Source organism: Kitasatospora brasiliensis (assembly GCF_032654805.1).
Classification (GTDB): Bacteria; Actinomycetota; Actinomycetes; order Streptomycetales; family Streptomycetaceae; genus Kitasatospora; species Kitasatospora brasiliensis.
On record NZ_JAUOOW010000006.1, the window covers coordinates 378,193 to 391,844 of the forward strand.

Below are 13,652 nucleotides of genomic sequence, written 5' to 3' on the forward strand. Positions count from 1 at the left end.
GTGTACTCAGGACTCCTGGTTGACGGAGACGAGCACATCGTCCCCTTCGATCTTTACGGGGTAGACAGCGACCGGCTTGGTGGCGGGCAGGCCGGAGGGCTTGCCGGTGCGCAGGTCGAAGCTGGAGCCGTGCAGCCAGCACTCGATCATGCAGTCCTCGACCTCACCCTCGGAGAGCGAGACGTTCGCGTGCGAGCAGGTGTCGTTGATCGCGAACACCCCCTCGTCGGTGCGGACGACGGAGACCGGCACGCCGTTGAGGTCGACGCGCTTGGGAACGTCCTCCTGGAGGTCGCTCAGCGCGCAGGCACGGAGAAAGGTCATCGCGCTCAGACCGCCGATTCCAGCTCGGCGTCGATCTTCTCCATGAGCTGGTCCTGGACCTCGGCCACGCCGATCTGCTGGAGCAGCTCGGCGAAGAAGCCGCGCACCACCAGGCGGCGGGCCTCGTCGGCCGGGATGCCGCGGGCCTGCAGGTAGAACAGCTGCTCGTCGTCGAAGCGGCCGGTCGCCGAGGCGTGGCCGGCGCCGACGATCTCGCCGGTCTCGATCTCCAGGTTGGGGATCGAGTCGACCCGGGCGCCGTCGGTGAGCACCAGGTTGCGGTTGAGCTCGTAGGTGTCGGTGCCGAGCGCGGCGGCGCGGATCAGCACGTCGCCGACCCAGACGGCGTGCGCGTCCTGGCCCTGGAGCGCGCCCTTGTACGCCACGTTGGACCGGCAGTGCGGCGTGTCGTGGTCGATGATCAGGCGGTGTTCGAGGTGCTGGCCGGCGTCGGCGAAGTACAGGCCGAACAGCTCGGCCTCGCCGCCGGGGCCCGCGTAGTTGACGCGCGGGTGCAGGCGGACGAGGTCGCCGCCGAAGGTGACGACCACGGACTTGTACGAGGCGTCGCGGCCGACCAGCGCGTTGTGCTGGGCGACGTGCACGGCGTCGCGGTCCCAGTCCTGGACGGAGACGAAGGTGAGCTTGGCGCCGTCGCCGACGAGCAGCTCGACGTTGGCGGCCCGGGTGCCGGCGCCCGAGTGGTTCAGCACCACGACGGCCTCGGCGAACGGCTTGACGTCGATCACCACGTGGGCGAAGCGGACCCCGCCCTCGCCGCGCACGTCGATCTTGACCGGCTCGGTCAGCACCGCGCCCTTGGGAACGGTGACCACCAGGGCCTGATCGAAGGCGCTGAACGCCTGCGCGGCGACCCGGTCGACCGGCGTGCCGGTCTTGCCCAGACGGGCGTCGTCACGGCCGACGGTCTCGGCGGTGACGCCGTCCGGCAGCGCGAGCTCGACCTTGTCGGTGCCTTCGCCGTCGCGCCCGACCTGGTCGGCGGCGGTGCCGTCGTGCAGCCCGCCGAGGCGGTGCAGCGGGGTGAACCGCCAGTCCTCCTCGCGGCCGGTGGGCACCGGGAAGTCGTTCACGTCGAAGGACGGCTTGACCGCGACGCGCGCGTCGATCGGCTGCTGGACCGCGGTACGGCCGGTGCCGGGGCCGGCGAGCTGCGCGCCCGCGCCGGCGGTGCCGACCTCGATCGAACCGGCGGTGGTGGAGCCGGTGGGGGTGTTGACGTCAGCCATGGCTGTCGTGGTGCTCTCTTCCTCGAAAACTCGAAAAGTAGGTGGGCGGTCTACGGCCGGACGTCAGCCGACCGCGCCCTCCATCTGGAGCTCGATCAGCCGGTTGAGCTCCAGCGCGTACTCCATCGGCAGCTCACGCGCGATCGGCTCGACGAAGCCGCGGACGATCATCGCCATCGCCTCGGTCTCGGTCAGGCCGCGGCTCATCAGGTAGAACAGCTGGTCCTCGCTGACCTTCGAGACGGTCGCCTCGTGGCCCATGGACACGTCGTCCTCGCGGACGTCCACGTACGGGTAGGTGTCCGAGCGGGAGATGGTGTCGACGAGCAGCGCGTCGCACAGCACGTTGGACTTGGCGCCGTGCGAGCCCTCGCCGATCTCGATCAGACCGCGGTAGGAGGTCCGGCCGCCGCCGCGCGCCACCGACTTGGAGACGATGTGCGAGGAGGTGTTCGGCGCCATGTGCACCATCTTGGCGCCGGCGTCCTGGTGCTGGCCCTCGCCCGCGAAGGCGATCGACAGGGTCTCGCCCTTGGCGTGCTCGCCCATCAGGTAGACGGCCGGGTACTTCATGGTGACCTTGGAGCCGATGTTGCCGTCGACCCACTCCATGGTCGCGCCCTCGTACGCCACGGCGCGCTTGGTGACCAGGTTGTAGACGTTGTTCGACCAGTTCTGGATGGTCGTGTAGCGGCAGCGGCCGCCCTTCTTGACGATGATCTCCACGACCGCGGAGTGCAGCGAGTCGGAGGAGTAGATCGGCGCGGTGCAGCCCTCGACGTAGTGGACGTACGCGTCCTCGTCGACGATGATCAGCGTCCGCTCGAACTGGCCCATGTTCTCGGTGTTGATCCGGAAGTAGGCCTGGAGCGGGATGTCCACGTGCACGCCCTTCGGCACGTAGATGAACGATCCGCCGGACCACACGGCCGTGTTCAGCGCGGCGAACTTGTTGTCGCCGGCCGGGATCACGGTGCCGAAGTACTCCTTGAAGAGCTCCGGGTGCTCCTTCAGCGCGGTGTCGGTGTCCAGGAAGAGGACGCCCTGCTCCTCCAGGTCCTCGCGGATCTGGTGGTAGACGACCTCGGACTCGTACTGGGCGGCGACACCGGCGACCAGGCGCTGCTTCTCCGCCTCCGGGATGCCGAGCTTGTCGTAGGTGGCCTTGATGTCCGCCGGCAGGTCCTCCCAGGACTCGGCCTGCTTCTCGGTGGAGCGGACGAAGTACTTGATGTTGTCGAAGTCGATGCCGGTGAGGTCGGAGCCCCAGGTCGGCATGGGCTTCTTGCCGAACAGCTTCAGGCCCTTGAGCCGGAGGTTCAGCATCCACTGGGACTCGTTCTTCTTCGCGGAGATGTCGCGGACGACCTCCTCGCTGAGCCCGCGCTTGGCCGCGGCACCGGCGGTGTCCGGGTCGGCCCAGCCGTACTCGTAAGTGCCCAGGCCCTCAAGCTCCGGGTGCGAAACGGTGTCAGTCATGCGAGCTTCCTAACGCGCGGACGCAGAATCTTCGGTGGACGTACCGGCAGTCGGCACCGCATCGGAGCCGCGGCCCGAAGGGCGCCGGGCGGACGACGATGCGGCACCGGATGCCGGCACATAGGTGGTGCAGACCCCGTCGCCGTGGGCGATGGTGGCCAGCCGTTGCACATGGGTGCCCAGGATCTGGGAGAAGACCTCGGTCTCCGCCTCGCAGAGCTGAGGGAACTGCTCGGCGATGTGCGCGACCGGGCAGTGGTGCTGACAGAGCTGGGCCCCCGCCGGGGCCTTGGCCGCGGCCGGCGGGACACGCCGCACCGTGGCAGCGTACCCGTCCGCGCTCAGCGCCTGGGCGAGCGCCTCGGTGCGCTCTCCGGCGGCCGCCAGGCGCAGCGCTTCCAGGTACCTCTCGGCCTGCTTGCCGAACCGGGCGCGGGCGAAGGCGGCGACCGCCTCCTCGCCGGCCTTGCCGCCGCCCACCGAGTCCGCGATCCAGCGCAGGGCGTCGGCCGCGAGCTGGTCGTACGCCTGGTAGAAGGCGTCCCGGCCCGCGTCGGTGAGGGCGAAGACCTTGGCCGGACGGCCCCGGCCCCGGGTGCCGTAGACCCGCTGCTCGCGGGACTCGACCAGGCCGGTGGCGGTCAGCCCGTCGAGGTGGCGGCGCACGGCGGCGGCGGTGAGGCCGAGCCGGCTCGCCAGGTCGGCGGCGGAGGAGGGGCCGTGGTCCAGGATCGACCGGGCGACCCGGTCCCGGGTGGCCCGGTGGCCCTCCAGCAGCACCTCGGCCGCCGTCACGGGCACGTCGCAGGAGGAGGCCGACTCGGCCTCCTGCTGCTGGGCGTGCTCGCGCATGTTTTTCACAACACCAGTGTTGCGTAATTACTTCCGCCGGGACAAGCCGTGATCCATGCCTCATCGGTGTCATCTGTCACGCAGGCAAGCCTTACCTGGCCTGCGGAAACGATCATCGAGCCGCCGTCCGGCCCGTGCGTCAGGCCCTCTTACACTCGCCGGTATGCACTCCGAACCCGCGGTCCAGATCGCCGGGCTGGTCAAACGCTACGGCGACAAAGTCGCGGTGGACGGCCTCGACCTCACCATCCCGGCCGGCGCGATCACCGCCGTCCTCGGCCCCAACGGCGCCGGCAAGACCACCACCATCGAGACCTGCGAGGGCTACCGCCGCCCCGACGCCGGCACCGTTCGCGTCCTCGGCCTGGACCCGGTCGCCCAGAGCTCCGCGCTGCGGCCCCGGATCGGCGTCATGCTGCAATCCGGGGGCGTGTACGCGGGCGCGCGCGCCGTCGAGATGCTCCGGCACACCGCCAAGCTGCACGCCCACCCGCTGGACGTGGACGCCCTGGTCGAGCGCCTCGGCCTCGGCTCCTGCGGCCGCACCACCTACCGCCGGCTGTCCGGCGGCCAGCAGCAGCGGCTCGCCCTGGCGATGGCCGTGGTCGGCCGCCCCGAGCTGGTCTTCCTGGACGAGCCCACCGCGGGCCTCGACCCGCAGGCCCGCCGGGCCACCTGGGAGCTGGTCCGCGATCTGCGCCGGGACGGCGTCACCGTGGTCGTCACCACCCACCACATGGACGAGGCCGAGCAGCTCGCCGACCGGGTCGCCATCGTCGACCGCGGCAAGGTGATCGCCGACGGCACCACGGAGGAGCTCTGCCGCGACGGCGCCGAGAGCGCGCTGCGCTTCGACGGCCCGGCCGGCCTCGACCTCGGCCCGCTGCTCAAGGAGCTGCCCGAGGGCGCCACCGCCACCGAGACCGCCCCCGGCAGCTACCGCGTCGAGGCGCCCGTCGACCCCCGGCTGGTGGCCACCGTCACCGGCTGGTGCGCGGCCTCCGGCATCCTGCCCGAACGGCTGTCCGTCCAGCGCCGCAGCCTGGAGGACGTCTTCCTCGACCTGACCGGACGGGAGCTGCGTTCGTGAGTGAGCGAAGCGAGCGAACCATCAAGAGGTGCGCACGGTGCGAAGCGCCTGCCGAGCGGAGCGAGGTGGACGCATGAGTGCCACGGACTACTCCCCCAAGCCCGGCGCCGCGCCCGTCGGCCGGATGCTGCTCGCCCAGACCGCGTTCGAGACCCGGATGCTGCTGCGCAACGGTGAGCAGCTGCTGCTCACCGTGGTCATCCCGACCGTGCTGCTGGTGCTGTTCTCCGCCGTGGACATCGTCGCGGTCGAGGGCCCCGGCAAGCGGGTCGACTTCCTGGCCCCCGGCCTGCTCGCGCTGGCCGTGATGTCCACCGCCTTCACCGGCCAGGCCATCGCCACCGGCTTCGAGCGCCGCTACGGCGTGCTGAAGCGGCTCGGCGCCAGCCCGCTGCCGCGCTGGGCGCTGCTGACCGCCAAGACCGGCTGCGTCCTGGTGACGGAGGCGCTGCAGGTCGCGCTGCTGTCGGTGATCGCGCTGGCCCTCGGCTGGTCCCCGCAGGGGAACCTGCTGACCGTCGCCGCGCTGCTGGTGCTCGGCACCGCCGCCTTCTCCGGGCTCGGCCTGCTGATGGCCGGCACCCTGAAGGCCGAGGCCACCCTGGCCGGCGCCAACCTGGTGTTCATCCTGCTGCTGCTCGCCGGCGGGGTGATCGTGCCGCTGGGCAAGTTCCCGGACGCCGTACGGTCGGTGCTGGAGCTGCTGCCGATCTCGGCGCTCTCGGACGGCCTGCGGTCGGTGCTCCAAGCCGGCGCCGGGGTGCCCTGGGCGGACCTCGGCATCCTGGCCGGCTGGTCGGTGCTCGGCCTGGCCGCGGCGGCCCGCTTCTTCCGCTGGGAGTAGCCGCAGGACCAACGCGCGACGCCCCTCGGCCTGTTGAAGGCCGAGGGGCGTCGCGCGTTCAGCTCACTGGGCGTCAGCTCTCGCTGCCGCCACGGCGCTTGCGGGCGAGCAGCACCAGCGCGCCGCCGACCAGCAGTACGCCGCCACCGGCCGCCGCGATCATCGGGGTCGCGTCGCTGCTACCGGTCTGGGCGAGCGCCGGCGCGCTGGAAGTCGGCACCGGGGCAGGGGTCTTGCTCGGGGTGGGCGTGGCCGACGGGGTCGGGGTGGCCGGAGGGGTGACCGGCGGAGTCACCGGCGGGGTCGGGGTGGGCGTCGGCGTGGGCGTCGGCGTGGGGGTCGGAGTGGGGGTCGGGGTGGGAGTGGGGGTCGGAGTCGGGGTGTGGCACGGCTCGATGGTCTGGGTCTCGTCGATGTTCCACCCCTTCTCGGCCGGGGTCTGCGTGGTGGCGACCACCAGGTGCGCCTTGATCGGGGCGTTGTGGTCCTTCACCGGGAAGGTGCCGTGGAACTCCGCGGGGAAGGCCTTGGCGTCCAGGACCTTCTCACCGTCGATGGTCAGGCTGACGGTGTTCTTCACGTCGGCCTTGGGGCTGTAGTTGATCAGGTCGACCACGACCTTGTCGCAGGTCACCGTCCAGGTCGGCACGTGCGCCGAGGCGCTGCCGGCCAGCACCATGGGCAGTAGAAAACCGGCCGCGGCCGTTCCGGCGAGTGCCGTAGCGCCGATCGCGAAGTGCCGCTGCTGTCGCACCATTACCTTGTTCCCCTCCGAACGCTCTTGTGCAGCAGGCGTGTTGAGTGGTTCGCGGTGGCCCGCTACGACTGTCCGGGGGACTCTACCGGCACTCCCGCATCCCGCTACACCCCGCCGTACGACCGGATTTCGACTGTCCGTCCGTCTTCCGATGTGCATGCCCAGCCCATCACAGCCGTCACCTCGCAGAACGTGGATTCGGTGAAGCCGAATGAACTTGGTCGCTTTCAAGACAGAATGGCGCCCCCGGTGATCGGCTTCAGTCACCAGGGGCGCCATTTCGGTCAGTCGACGAACTCCCGTCGATCAACCAGGCGTGGTTCAGGCCTTCTTGGCCGCCTTGCGCCGTGCGGCCACCACGATCGCACCGCCGGCCGCCGCCACGACCGCGCCGCCGATCGCCAGCGGCACCACCGGGCCGGAGCCGGTGTGCGCCAGGTCGCCGCCCGCGTCGGGCCGCGCCGACGGGCTGCCCGACGCCGTCGGAGCGTTCGTCGAGCCACCGGCCGACGGACTGGCCGAGCCGCTCGCGCTGGGCGCGCCGCTCGTGGAGGCGGACGGGCTGCCCGAGGGGCTCGCCGAACCGCTCGGGGAGGTCGGCCCGCTCGGCGTGGCCGACGGCGACCCGCTCGGCCCGGTCGGCGGCACCGTCGCCGGGCCGGACGGGGTCGGGACGGTGCCCGGCAGGCAGCCGGTGAACGGGTAGTGGTGGGTCTCCGCGCCGGCGGTACCGGTCAGCGACGCGGCGATCACCGAGCCGTTGATCGGCGCACCGCTCGTCGGCGGCTTGCCGTTGGCATCCGGGGTGTTCAGCCATACGGCGGCGTTGGGCGCCAGCACCGTCCCGGCCCAGGCGGCGTCGTTCTTCTTGGTCACCTTGGTCGCGGTCGGGAAGTTCCACAGCAGCTTGGAGCGGATCGCCCCGCCCGACGCGCTCTGGCTCTTGTCGTCCAGGACGAAGGCCGACGTGCCCGCGTCCCAGAGGAAGAAGCCGCTCGTCCCGGCCGCCGCCATGTCGTACGAGCCGCCGGTCACGTTGACCACGGTCACCGACCCGACCGGAACCTTGATGTACACCTCCTTGGCGCCCTGGAGCTTCGCCGCGTCCACGGTGAAGCTGTTGTACTTCGCGTCCCCGCCGGTGAACGTCAGCTTGCCGCCCTCGGCCTGGACGGTGGCACCGGCGGTCTGCGGCACGGCGGCCAGCGAGACCGAGGCGGCGCGCAGCTTGGCGAACTCGGCCTTGAAGTCGATCGGCGAGGCGCCCTGGGCGATGGTGCCCGCGTGGGCCTGGACGACCGCGCCGTCGGCCTTCGAGCCGTAGACGCCGTTGCCCTTCATCACCTGGGTGTTGTGGCCGGTGATCTTGCCGGCCACCACCAGGGCGTTCTTGCCGGGCAGGGCGTCGACCTCGGCCGCGGTCAGCTCCTGGCCGACCGAGAAGCCGCCGGTGAAGTCGGCGTTGCCGCCGACCGCGACCGCGCCCTCGGCGTCGGGGGTGTGGGTGTCGTCGCCCTCGATGAACTCTCCGTAGAGGTTGGCGACCCCGAGGCCGCGGCACTCCTGGCCGGGGTCGGCGGCGTGGGCGACGGGGGTGATCAGGCCGGCCAGGGCGAGCGAGCAACCGACGGCGAGCGCGGCGGCGGAAGTGGATATGCGCATGTGCAGATCTCCGCTTACGTGCGGGAAGGGTGGGGGGAGCGGTCCGAAAAGGTATGGACCAACCCGCACTCTTTCGGCCAAATGAGTGAATGGTCAAGACCAATTCATTCCTTGACCGAACCACCCTGTTTTGTCCGCGTGTCGCCCCTCCGCGTGTCGCCCACCGCCGACCCCGCGCCGTCCCGCCGCCGGCCCCGCCGCACCCCCGCGCCGCCCCGCCGTGCCGCCCGCGCCCCGCCCCAAGATCGCCTGTAAGGCCGCCTACGATTGACCCCGTGCCTAACCCCTTCTCCCTCCTCGCCGAGCGCTGGCAGCCCTCCGCCGCGATGGTCCGACGCGCCGCGTTCGCCGCTCTGGCGATGAGCGTGGTGATCGTCGTCACCGGCGGCGCCGTCCGGCTCACAGCCTCCGGCCTCGGCTGTACGACCTGGCCCCGCTGCACCGACGAGAGCCTGACGCCCACGGCCGAGATGGGCTTCCACGGCGTCGTCGAGTTCACCAACCGGATGCTCACCTACGTGCTGAGCGCCGCCGTCGGCTGGGCGATCCTGGCCGCCCGCTGCCACCGCCCCTGGCGGCGCGGCATGACCAAGCTCGGCTGGGCGCAGTTCTGGCTGGTGATGAGCAACGCCGTGCTCGGCGGCATCACCGTGCTGACCGGTCTCAACCCGTACACCGTGGCGCTGCACATGATCGCCGCGATGGCCCTGGTCTGGGTCGCGCTGCTGATGTGGGAGCGGTCCAAGGAGGGCGACGGCCCGGCGAAGCTCTCGGTGGCCCGGCCGATCCACCAGCTCTCGTACGTCCTGGTCACCGTGGTCGGCCTGCTGGTCGCGGCCGGCACCCTGGTGACCGGCGCCGGCCACCACCCCGGCACGCCCAAGGACAACAAGATCGTCCCGCGCATCCCGATCGACTACGACCGGCTCGCCCAGTTCCACGCCGACTTCGCGTTCGTCTCGGTCGGCCTGGCGATCGCGGTGATCTTCGTCTTCGCCGCCGTGAAGGCCCCGCAGCCGGCCCGCGCCCGGGCCAAGGAGCTGCTCGCCGTCCTGCTGCTCCAGGGCGTGCTCGGCTTCGTCCAGTACTTCACGGACGCCCCCGAGCTGATGGTCGGCCTGCACATGTTCCTCGCCACGCTGACCTGGATCGCCGCGCTGCGCATCCCGCTCGCCCTGCGCACCCGCGACGACCTGGCACCGGCCGACCGGCTGCCCGCCCGGGCCCCGCAGCCGGCCGCGGTCTAGCGGTCCGGGAACCGCCCGCCACACACCACGACGGCCCGGCCTCCCCCACACGGGGGAAGCCGGGCCGTCGCCGTGTCCGGAGAGCTCAGCCGCCGAGCTGGATGCCGGCCATCCGCTTCCACTCGTACGGGCCGGTCTTCACCTTGAGGCCCAGCTCGCCCTCGAAGTCGTCGTGCAGGGTCAGCCCGGCCAGCTCCGCGGCCCGGCGCCCGACGGCGTAGCTGGGGGCCACCTGGTCGCCCCAGGCGCCGTCCGCGCCCACCACCACGATCCGGGTGGCCACGGCGCCGACGTACTCGACGACCGCGTCGGCGCTGCCCCCGTGCTGCCGGGCGAAGCTGGTCAGGTTCTTGGCGATCCGCTTGGCGCGGCGCTCGGTACGGGCGTCCGCCGCGGCGGCGGTCTCAGCAGGACTCATGCCCGCATGCTACCCACCGGTAGCGGAGCTGGCGACGGGACCACCCTGTGCACCGGGCCACATCGCGAAAGCACCCCTGAACACACGAGAGCCCCGGTCCATCGGACCGGGGCTCTCGTCGAAGAAGTCCTACTTCACGAACGGGTCGACCGCGCAGACCACCATCAGCAGCGACAGGTAGGTGATCGACCAGTGGAACAGCCGCATCTCCTTGAGCTTCGCGCCCACGATCCCGGCCTTGGCCCGCCCGTACAGCGCGTGCGCCTCGCGCAGCCACGCCCCGCCCAGCAGCACCGCGGCGACCGGGTACAGCCAGCTCATGTGCCCCAGCGGCCAGAGCGCCAGCGAGGTCGCCACCATCACCCAGGAGTAGACGACGACCTGCTTGCCGACCGCCACGTTGCCCTTGACCACCGGCAGCATCGGCACGCCGGCCCGCTCGTAGTCCTCGCGGACCTTCATCGACAGCACCCAGGTGTGCGGCGGCGTCCAGAAGAACACCACCAGGAACAGCGCCACCGCGGCCCAGGAGACCGAGTTGGTCACCGAGGACCAGCCGACCAGCACCGGCATGCAGCCGGCGATGCCGCCCCAGACGATGTTCTGCGAGGTGCGCCGCTTGAGCCCCAGCGTGTAGACGAACACGTAGAACAGCAGCGCGCCCAGGGCCAGCCAGGCGGACAGCCAGTTGACCCCGACGCCCAGCAGCAGGGTCGACACGATCGCCAGCGCGATGCCGAACACCAGCGCCTCGCGCGGCGACACCATCCCGGTGACGATCGGCCGCCGCTCGGTGCGCGACATGACCGCGTCGATGTCCCGGTCGATGTACATGTTGAGGGCGTTGGCGCCGCCTGCCGAGAGGTAGCCGCCGACGACGACCTTCAGCACCAGCCACAGGTTCGGCACGCCCTGCTGGGCCAGGAACATCACCGGCACGGTGCTCATCAGCAGCAGCTCGATGATCCGCGGCTTGGTCAGTGCGACGAACGCGCCGACACGGGCCCCGAAGGGCCGGTGCGCAGGAGTCGCCCCGGTGACCCCGGCGGGACGGGTTTCGACGGCGGTCACTAACACCCCAACTGAAGATGAATCTTCGCAGGCGTCCACAGGAACGAAGGGTCCCGAATCGTCCGCTCTGCGCGTACCACGACACCATAGACGCTCCATATAACCCATCCCGCTCCGGGGTCCCCCGGCGAGGCGGATCGCACACCCCCGGGTGAACCCGCCGGGCGGGGCCGTCGGGCGCCCCCGGAGGGGCCCCGCTAGCCCTTCCTGACCATCGGAGCGGCGCCGGTTCGAGAATCGGGAGAGTCTGGGATAAAACCAGTCGGACCTCAGCGGGAATCTGACTGGGTAATTACCGGTTCTCCCAGCACGGAGGGTGAGGCTCGGCCCGGACGGTAGGCTCGCACGCAGAAGCGGGATCTACCCTCCGTGACCGGCACCACCCAACGTCGGGACCACAGCGTCGTGGCCGACCCGGTCCCCTATTCACGGGGTCACTCTTCACAATGGAAGGAGCCCTGAGACAGGGTGAGCACTGCGCCGACGAACGCATTCGAGTGGACCGACCTGGACGAGCGCACGGTTGACACCGCGCGGGTACTGGCGATGGACGCCGTCCAGAAGGTCGGCAACGGACACCCCGGGACGGCGATGTCGCTGGCCCCGGCCGCATACCTGATCTTCCAGCGTTTCCTGCGCCACGACCCGACCGACCCGTCCTGGGTCGGGCGCGACCGTTTCGTCCTCTCCCCCGGGCACACCAGCCTGACCCTCTACACCCAGCTCTACCTGTCGGGCTACGGCCTGGAGCTGGACGACCTCAAGGCCTTCCGCGTCGCGGGCAGCCGCACCCCGGGCCACCCCGAGCACGGCCACACGGCCGGCGTGGAGACCACCACCGGCCCGCTCGGCCAGGGCATCGCCAACGCGGTCGGCATGGCGATGGCCGCCCGTTACGAGCGCGGCCTGTTCGACGCGCAGGCCCCGGCCGGCGAGTCCCCCTTCGACCACACCATCTGGGCGATCGTCTCCGACGGCGACCTGGAGGAGGGCATCTCCGCCGAGGCCTCCTCGCTGGCCGGCCACCAGAAGCTGGGCAACCTGGTCGCCCTCTACGACGACAACCACATCTCGATCGAGGGCGACACCGAGACCGCCTTCTCCGAGGACGTCCTCAAGCGCTACGAGGCGTACGGCTGGCACGTCCAGCGGGTGTCCCCGAAGTCCAACGGCGACATCGACGTGGCCGTCCTGGCCGACGCGCTGGCCGCGGCCAAGGCCGAGACCTCCCGTCCGTCGATCATCGCGATGCGCACGATCATCGCCTGGCCGGCCCCGGACGCCCAGAACACGGCCAAGGCGCACGGCTCCGCGCTCGGCGCCGCCGAGATCGCCGCCACCAAGAAGGTCCTGGGCTTCGACCCGGAGAAGACCTTCGAGGTCAGCGACGAGGTCATCGAGCACGCCCGGCTGGTCATCAAGCGCGGCAAGGCCGCCCGTGACCAGTGGCAGCAGTCCTTCGACGCCTGGCGCGCCGCCGACGCCCAGCGCGCCGCCGAGTTCGACCGCATCCAGGCGGGCGAGCTGCCCGAGGGCTGGAAGAAGAGCGTCCCCACCTTCCCGGCCGGCAAGGACGTCGCCACCCGCAAGGCCTCCGGCGACACCCTCAAGGCTCTCGGCGCGGTGATCCCGGAGCTGTGGGGCGGCTCGGCCGACCTCGCGGAGTCCAACCTCACCACCATCGACGAGGACAGCTCCTTCCTGCCCGAGGGCAACCCGCTGAAGTCGGCCAGCCCGTACGGCCGGACGATCCACTTCGGCATCCGCGAGCACGCCATGGGCTCGACCATGAACGGCATCGCCCTGCACGGCAGGACCCGCGTGTACGGCGGCACCTTCCTGGTCTTCGCCGACTACATGCGCCCGGCCGTCCGCCTGGCCGCCCTGATGAAGCTGCCGGTGACCTACGTCTGGACGCACGACTCGATCGGCCTCGGCGAGGACGGCCCGACCCACCAGCCGGTCGAGCACCTGGCCTCGCTGCGCGCCATCCCGGGCCTGGCCATGGTCCGCCCGGCCGACGCCAACGAGACCGCCGTCGCCTGGCGCACCGTCATCGAGCGCCAGACCAGCCACCCCGGCCCGGTCGGCCTGGCCCTGACCCGCCAGGGCGTCCCGACCTACGACCGCGAGGTCTTCGGCTCCGCCGAGGGCACCGCGAAGGGCGGCTACATCCTGGCCGAGGCCTCCACCGGCGCCCCGCAGGTGATCCTGATCGGCACCGGCTCCGAGGTCCAGCTGGCCGTCCAGGCCCGCGAGGTGCTGGAGGCCGAGGGCATCGCCACCCGCGTGGTCTCGCTCCCGTCCTTCGAGTGGTTCCAGGAGCAGGACCAGGCGTACCGCGACAGCGTGCTGCCGCCGTCGGTCAAGGCCCGCGTCTCGGTCGAGGCCGGCATCGCCCAGGGCTGGCGCGAGCTGGTCGGCGACCACGGCCGGATCGTCTCGCTGGAGCACTTCGGCGCCTCCGCCGACTACAAGGTGCTCTTCGAGGAGTTCGGCATCACGGCCGAGCGCGTGGTGGCCGAGGCCCACAACGCCCTGCGCTCGCTCGAAGCCGTCAACCGCTAGCGGCACCCCCGGCCGGGCCCGAGACCCGCACGTCGAAGGCCCGGCCCCATTGACCACCACCACGAAGCAGAAGAAACAAGGGACTGAAGC

General features: G+C 71.2%; 12 protein-coding genes. 4 read left to right on the plus strand and 8 right to left on the minus strand.

The genetic code is table 11. The features are described 5' to 3' along the window. Nucleotides 1–6: 6 nt before the first annotated feature. The 4 genes from QWJ13_RS24550 to QWJ13_RS24565 form a co-directional block, all read right to left on the minus strand. Nucleotides 7–324: a bifunctional 3-phenylpropionate/cinnamic acid dioxygenase ferredoxin subunit gene (locus tag QWJ13_RS24550; RefSeq protein WP_063349526.1), complete on the minus strand. Its 318-nt coding sequence runs from the start codon at nucleotides 322–324 to the stop codon at nucleotides 7–9. Between the two features lie 5 nt (nucleotides 325–329). Further along, entirely contained in the window at nucleotides 330–1,574 is a 1,245-nt protein-coding gene (gene sufD / locus QWJ13_RS24555) for a Fe-S cluster assembly protein SufD (RefSeq protein WP_316527101.1), read from the minus strand. 63 nt (nucleotides 1,575–1,637) lie between these two features. Further along, nucleotides 1,638–3,053 carry a Fe-S cluster assembly protein SufB gene (sufB, locus tag QWJ13_RS24560; RefSeq protein WP_316527102.1) on the minus strand — a complete coding sequence of 472 codons (1,416 nt, stop codon included), beginning with the start codon at nucleotides 3,051–3,053 and terminating at the stop codon, nucleotides 1,638–1,640. A 9-nt stretch (nucleotides 3,054–3,062) separates the two neighbouring features. Continuing rightward, complete coding sequence (locus tag QWJ13_RS24565) at nucleotides 3,063–3,905, minus strand: helix-turn-helix transcriptional regulator (protein ID WP_316527392.1); 843 nt, start codon at nucleotides 3,903–3,905, stop codon at nucleotides 3,063–3,065. 163 nt (nucleotides 3,906–4,068) lie between these two features. Between QWJ13_RS24565 and QWJ13_RS24570 the strand changes: the two genes are divergently transcribed. Together QWJ13_RS24570 and QWJ13_RS24575 are read left to right on the plus strand one after the other, a co-directional pair. After that, nucleotides 4,069–4,995 (plus strand): ABC transporter ATP-binding protein, encoded by a 927-nt coding sequence (locus tag QWJ13_RS24570; RefSeq protein WP_316527103.1) that lies wholly within the window; start codon nucleotides 4,069–4,071, stop codon nucleotides 4,993–4,995. 73 nt (nucleotides 4,996–5,068) lie between these two features. Then, complete coding sequence (locus QWJ13_RS24575) at nucleotides 5,069–5,839, plus strand: ABC transporter permease (RefSeq protein WP_316527104.1); 771 nt, start codon at nucleotides 5,069–5,071, stop codon at nucleotides 5,837–5,839. Between the two features lie 73 nt (nucleotides 5,840–5,912). Here the strand turns inward: QWJ13_RS24575 and QWJ13_RS24580 are convergent, their stop codons facing one another. Both QWJ13_RS24580 and QWJ13_RS24585 read right to left on the minus strand, forming a co-directional pair. Further along, nucleotides 5,913–6,596 carry an LAETG motif-containing sortase-dependent surface protein gene (locus tag QWJ13_RS24580; protein ID WP_316527105.1) on the minus strand — a complete coding sequence of 228 codons (684 nt, stop codon included), beginning with the start codon at nucleotides 6,594–6,596 and terminating at the stop codon, nucleotides 5,913–5,915. A gap of 321 nt (nucleotides 6,597–6,917) precedes the next feature. Next, nucleotides 6,918–8,258, minus strand: a complete 1,341-nt coding sequence (locus tag QWJ13_RS24585) for a choice-of-anchor A family protein (RefSeq protein WP_316527106.1) — start codon at nucleotides 8,256–8,258, stop codon at nucleotides 6,918–6,920. 326 nt (nucleotides 8,259–8,584) lie between these two features. On the opposite strand from QWJ13_RS24585, the gene QWJ13_RS24590 reads away from it, so the two are divergent. Next, complete coding sequence (locus tag QWJ13_RS24590; protein ID WP_316527393.1) at nucleotides 8,585–9,505, plus strand: COX15/CtaA family protein; 921 nt, start codon at nucleotides 8,585–8,587, stop codon at nucleotides 9,503–9,505. Between the two features lie 85 nt (nucleotides 9,506–9,590). On the opposite strand, the gene QWJ13_RS24595 is transcribed toward QWJ13_RS24590, so the two are convergent. Beyond that, nucleotides 9,591–9,923 (minus strand): hypothetical protein, encoded by a 333-nt coding sequence (locus QWJ13_RS24595; protein ID WP_316527107.1) that lies wholly within the window; start codon nucleotides 9,921–9,923, stop codon nucleotides 9,591–9,593. A 129-nt stretch (nucleotides 9,924–10,052) separates the two neighbouring features. Further along, complete coding sequence (locus tag QWJ13_RS24600) at nucleotides 10,053–11,000, minus strand: heme o synthase (RefSeq protein WP_316527108.1); 948 nt, start codon at nucleotides 10,998–11,000, stop codon at nucleotides 10,053–10,055. A 462-nt stretch (nucleotides 11,001–11,462) separates the two neighbouring features. On the opposite strand from QWJ13_RS24600, the gene tkt reads away from it, so the two are divergent. Next, nucleotides 11,463–13,562, plus strand: coding sequence for a transketolase (gene tkt, locus QWJ13_RS24605; RefSeq protein ID WP_316527109.1), 2,100 nt, complete (start codon nucleotides 11,463–11,465; stop codon nucleotides 13,560–13,562). Nucleotides 13,563–13,652 lie beyond the last annotated feature (90 nt).